Here is a 4,633-nt window from a genome sequence, read left to right on the forward strand (position 1 = left end):
TGATCTTGCCCCGCTTTCGTGTAGGGACCACAGTGCACGAGAGAGGAGCTGGAGATGGCGAAATCAAAGTTTGCAAAGCGTTACCCGAAGGAGTTCCAGACACAGCTGGTGCGCCTGCACCGGGCCGGCCGATCGCTGACGGAGCTGTCGCGCGAGTTCGGCTGTTCGCCGTGGGCGATCAGCCGCTGGGCCAAGCAGGCCGATCGGGATGCGGGCCACGGCGATGGCGGGTTGAGCACGGAGGAGAAGGTGGAGCTGGCGCAGCTGCGGCGTGAGGTGAAGCGGCTGCGGCTGGAGCGTGACATTCTGGGAAAAGCCAGCGCCTGGTTCGCGCAGGAGATCGTGCCCAATTCGCGCCGCTCTTCGGATTCGTAAGAGCGAACCAGGCGAACTACCCGGTAGCGATGATGTGTCGGTTGCTCAAGGTTTCGGTCAGCGGCTTTTATGCCTGGGACGACCGGCCGCGCTCGCGCCATGCCCGGCAGGATCTCGAGCTGACAGCACTGATCCACACGATTCACGAGCGCTCGTACGGCACCTATGGTGCCCCGCGAGTGCATGCCGAGCTGCAGCAGGCCTATGGGGTACACGTGGGCCGCAAGCGGGTGGCGCGTCTGATGAAGGCCGCCGGGCTGCGGGGTATCAGCAAGCGCCGGTTCGTGTGCACGACCGTCAGCGAGGTACGCGAGCGCTGGGCGCCGGATCTGGTGGATCGGGACTTCACGGTGTCGGAACCGGACCGTCTGTGGGTGGCGGATGCGACCTTCATCCCGACCTGGGAAGGCTTTCTGTACCTGGCGATGGTGCTGGATGCCTTCTCGCGGCGCGTCGTGGGCTGGGCGATGGGCGGGGCGCTGCGCACCGAGTTGATGCTCAGCGCTCTCGAGAGGGCCTACGCCCAGCGCACCCCGCGCGCTGTGATCCATCATTCGGATCACGGCTGCCAGTACACCTCGATCGCCTTCGGAAAGCGCTGCGAGGAGCTCGGCGTGCGTCCGTCGCTGGGTTCGGTCGGTGACGCCTACGACAATGCGATGGCGGAGAGCTTCTTTGCAACGCTGGAGTGCGAGGTACTGGATCGCAACCATTTCAGAACGCGTGTGGCGGCGCGCCAGGCAACCTTCGCCTGGATCGAAGGCTGGTACAACACACGCCGGCGTCATTCTTCGCTCGGCTACCGTTCGCCGCGCGACTTCGAACGAGCGTTCCTCGGCGAGGACGCGTCCGCGAACCTGGCGCTTCTGGCGCGCTACGCGCGCCAGACTGACTGGCGCAAGAAGCATTGAGAATGAAGAGTGCAAGAATGCCAAGACCAGAGGAGAATTATCACTCGACAGATCGGATCACAAACTCATACCCTTCCACCGAAGCGGGTCAGGTCCACAACGTGGCCCAGGTGGTCGTGGCATTCCGGCTGTTCTCGACAGTGAACATGCTGCCCTGGACGCTGGTTCTGTTTGCGCTGGCGGCCATCTTGTTGCTCACGATGACGGTGCGCCTGCGCGGCAATCCCTGGTATGCGCTGGCGGCCGTATGGGGCCTGGTTGGAGTGTTTGCCAAGCAACAGGCATCGACGTTGCCGGGCGCGAACATCGCCGCGTGGATTGCCCTCGGTCTGGCGGGTGCCGTGGGCGTGATATCGCTGTGGCAGCAGTTCGGTGCGCGGCATCCGGGCACGCGTCTTACACACTGATCGCAGACGGACGACTGGCGCTGAGCCGGCGCGTGTTCAAAGGCCAACCAGCGGCTGCAACTTGCCTGCCAGCCAGCCCCGGAAGCGCAACGGTGCATCCAGGGCGGCGACACAGATGCACGGCACGCCCGGTGCGGTGATCGGCTGGTGCTCCGTTTCGTTGTCGAGATCGGCCGCGTCACCGGGGCCGAATCGGCCCAGCACATCGTCGTAGGCGCCGCGAAGGATCTGGGTCAGCTCGGTGCCTCGATGACCATGGAGGGGCACGCTCTTGCCCGGCGCGATCCTGAGCAACAGCAACGTATCCCGGCCGGGCTGCGCAGTCCGGATCATGTGTACGCCGGGTGCGACCCAGCGCCAGCGCAAGGCGTTCCATGAACGGCCGAAGTACGCTTGCAGCGGCTGCGGCAAGCAATCCGGGTCGGTGGAGCGCGCGGCAGATGGATGTGCCTCGATGGTTGCCGCGCCGGGGCCGGGCGGCGACTCGTCGAGGCGATCCAGCATCGCACTGCGCAGGCGCGCCTGCCGCGCCGTATCCAACCCGGTGGTCTGTTGCTGGCCCAGCAAAAGGCCGCCGATACGTTCGGCATCGGCCAGCAGCCCGCGGCAGTGCTTGCACGCCCCGACATGGGTCGCTGCCACCGCCGTCATCTCGGGCGACAAGGCGCCGGCGGCAAGACTGACCAGGGTTGCTTCATTGAGATGATGCTGTGGAGTCATGCGGCTCCCCGTACGCCGAGTTGCAGACGCAGGAACGCGCGCCGCAGAGTGGATTTCACCGTTCCCAGCGGCATGCCGAGCTCGTCGGCGATTTGCTGGTGGGATCTGGCTTCGAAATACGACATGCGGATCAAGCGGGCCTGCATGGCCGGCAGCTTTTCGATGCGGTGCCTGAGGTCGGCGTATTCGGCAAGACTTTCAGCCTGTGAAGGTCCGGCCTCCTCGGGATCGCCCATTCTCTCCAGCGCGTCCTGCACCGGCACCCACTGGGGCTCGCTGCGCACCCGGTCGATATGCAGGTTCCGGGCGATCCGGAACAGCCAGGTCGACAAGCCGCCGCGTCCGGCGTCATAGAGTTCGGCGCGCTGCCACAACCGCAAGAGCGCTTCCTGGGCCAGCTCTTCCGCAACGGCTTCGGGCGATCCGAGCCCCTTCAGGTAAAGCCGGACGCGCGGCGCGAAGTGGTCGTAAATGCGCATGAAGCACGCGCGATCGCGCTGGCGAGCCAACAACACCATCTGGCCCGCCCAGTAGCCTGCATTTCTCTCGTCGGGTTCGGTACTCGACATGGCTCGCGCCGCCTCGAACGGCGACAGGCATCCGAATGTCCGGGGGGCGATCATGTTAGGGCAAATCCGGGGCGTGGCGGCTGTTTTCAGCTGTCATACGAAAATCCAGGCCGATCGGATGCAGCGATCCCGCGCGAGGGCTCGCGTCATCGCGAACTCATCGCACGGATATGCATCCGTTTGGCTGTCGCTTCCGTATAGGACACCACTACATCACTCGACCCGACCGGGAACGGCCTTGAACCGATGTCTCGACCAGGGCTCGACAAGACGGAGCGAAAACCTTGCGGATTGCCGTGATCGGATCGGGTATTGCGGGCCTTGCTTCGGCCTGGCTGCTGTCGCGCCGGCATGAGGTGACGCTGTACGAGGCGAACGACTACCTGGGCGGACACACACACACGCACGACATCGAGCTCGATGGCCGCTACCACGCGGTGGACACCGGTTTCATCGTGCACAACCCGGTGCATTACCCACTGCTGACACGGCTGTTCGACGAACTGGGCGTGGCCTCGCAGCCGACGAAGATGAGTTTCTCGGTGCACAGCGAGGCCAGCGGCCTGCAATACAACGCCGCCTCACTGGATACCTTGTTCTGCCAGCGCCGCAACCTGGTGTCGCCACGCTTCATCGGCTTGGTGCGCGACTTGTTCCGGTTCTATCGCGAGGCACCGGCCCTGCTCACCAGCACGGGCCCGGGCCCCACCCTGGGCGACTGGCTTGCCGAGCGCCGCTACGGTACGGCATTCCGCGACGAACACCTGGTGCCGATGGCGTCTGCGCTGTGGTCGTCGCCGGCCACGCAGATCCAGTCGTTTCCGGCGCGCCACCTCGTTCAGTTCATGGCGAATCACCAGATGTTGCAGGCGGAGCAGAGACCCGAATGGCGCGTGGTGCGTGGCGGCTCGGCCACGTACGTTCGCGCGATGCGTCGCTACTGGCAGGTTAACGAACGGCTGAACAGCCCGGTACGTGCGGTTCGGCGCGACGATCGCGGGGCGACGGTCGCAAGTGATGACGGTGTGGAACGCTTCGATGAGGTGGTACTGGCCTGCCACAGCGATCAGGCACTGGCACTGTTGGCCGATGCCAGCGAAAGCGAGCGCGCTATCCTCGGCGCAATCCCCTACCAGTCCAATGACGTGGTGCTGCATACGGATGCCACGTTGTTGCCGCGCTTGCCCAAGGCATGGGCAGCGTGGAACGCCTTCGTTCCGCGCGCTCCAGCCTCACCATGCACCGTGAGCTACTGCATGAACCTGCTGCAGGGCATCGATTCGCCTCTGCCCCTGGTGGTCACGCTCAATCGCAGCGAAGCGATCGACCCGGCCAAGGTACTGCGTCGCATGGAGTACCACCACCCCGTGTACACGCACGCGTCGGTGGCCGCTCAGCTGCGCAAGGTGGAGATCCAGGGCGTCAATCGCACGTGGTTCGCCGGCGCCTACTGGGGTTGGGGTTTCCACGAGGACGGCGTGCGCAGTGCAGTGGAAGTGGCGTCAGCGCTGGGCGTGCGCTGGGATGCAGGCCCGATCGCCGCGTCGTCATACAACAGGGAATTGGCCGCATGAACGCGGAACTGCACAGCGCGGTGTACGAAGGGATCGTGCGGCATCGACGGATGACCCCGCGTCCGCATGCATTCAGC

4 protein-coding genes and 1 pseudogene are annotated in these 4,633 nt (G+C 65.0%); 3 read left to right on the forward strand and 2 right to left on the reverse strand.

Annotated features, from left to right (window positions below; translation table 11 throughout):
* Positions 1–54: 54 nt before the first annotated feature.
* Together KIT86_RS24240 and KIT86_RS24245 are read left to right on the forward strand one after the other, a co-directional pair.
* Positions 55–1,202 (forward strand): annotated as a pseudogene (locus KIT86_RS24240) (IS3 family transposase); the annotation flags it as partial.
* Positions 1,203–1,387: 185 nt separating this feature from the next.
* Complete coding sequence (locus KIT86_RS24245) at positions 1,388–1,693, forward strand: hypothetical protein (RefSeq protein WP_297403174.1); 306 nt, start codon at positions 1,388–1,390, stop codon at positions 1,691–1,693.
* Between the two features lie 36 nt (positions 1,694–1,729).
* Here the strand turns inward: KIT86_RS24245 and KIT86_RS24250 are convergent, their stop codons facing one another.
* Positions 1,730–2,413: a ChrR family anti-sigma-E factor gene (locus tag KIT86_RS24250; RefSeq protein ID WP_297403176.1), complete on the reverse strand. Its 684-nt coding sequence runs from the start codon at positions 2,411–2,413 to the stop codon at positions 1,730–1,732.
* Entirely contained in the window at positions 2,410–3,036 is a 627-nt protein-coding gene (locus tag KIT86_RS24255) for a sigma-70 family RNA polymerase sigma factor (RefSeq protein WP_297403178.1), read from the reverse strand. Before KIT86_RS24255 ends, KIT86_RS24250 begins: the two co-directional genes overlap by 4 nt.
* A 230-nt stretch (positions 3,037–3,266) precedes the next feature.
* On the opposite strand from KIT86_RS24255, the gene KIT86_RS24260 reads away from it, so the two are divergent.
* A complete protein-coding gene (locus KIT86_RS24260) occupies positions 3,267–4,556 on the forward strand; it encodes an NAD(P)/FAD-dependent oxidoreductase (protein ID WP_297403180.1) in 1,290 nt (429 codons plus the stop codon).
* The last annotated feature ends 77 nt before the right edge of the window (positions 4,557–4,633 follow it).

This window comes from Hydrogenophaga sp. (assembly GCF_026125825.1).
Taxonomy (GTDB): Bacteria; Pseudomonadota; Gammaproteobacteria; order Burkholderiales; family Burkholderiaceae_C; genus Hydrogenophaga.

Excerpts from the sequence above, each read along its gene's own strand:
- KIT86_RS24250 (WP_297403176.1), bottom strand. The coding sequence starts at position 2,413 with ATGACTCCACAGCATCATCTCAATGAAGCAACCCTGGTCAGTCTTGCC.
- KIT86_RS24255 (WP_297403178.1), bottom strand. The coding sequence starts at position 3,036 with ATGATCGCCCCCCGGACATTCGGATGCCTGTCGCCGTTCGAGGCGGCG.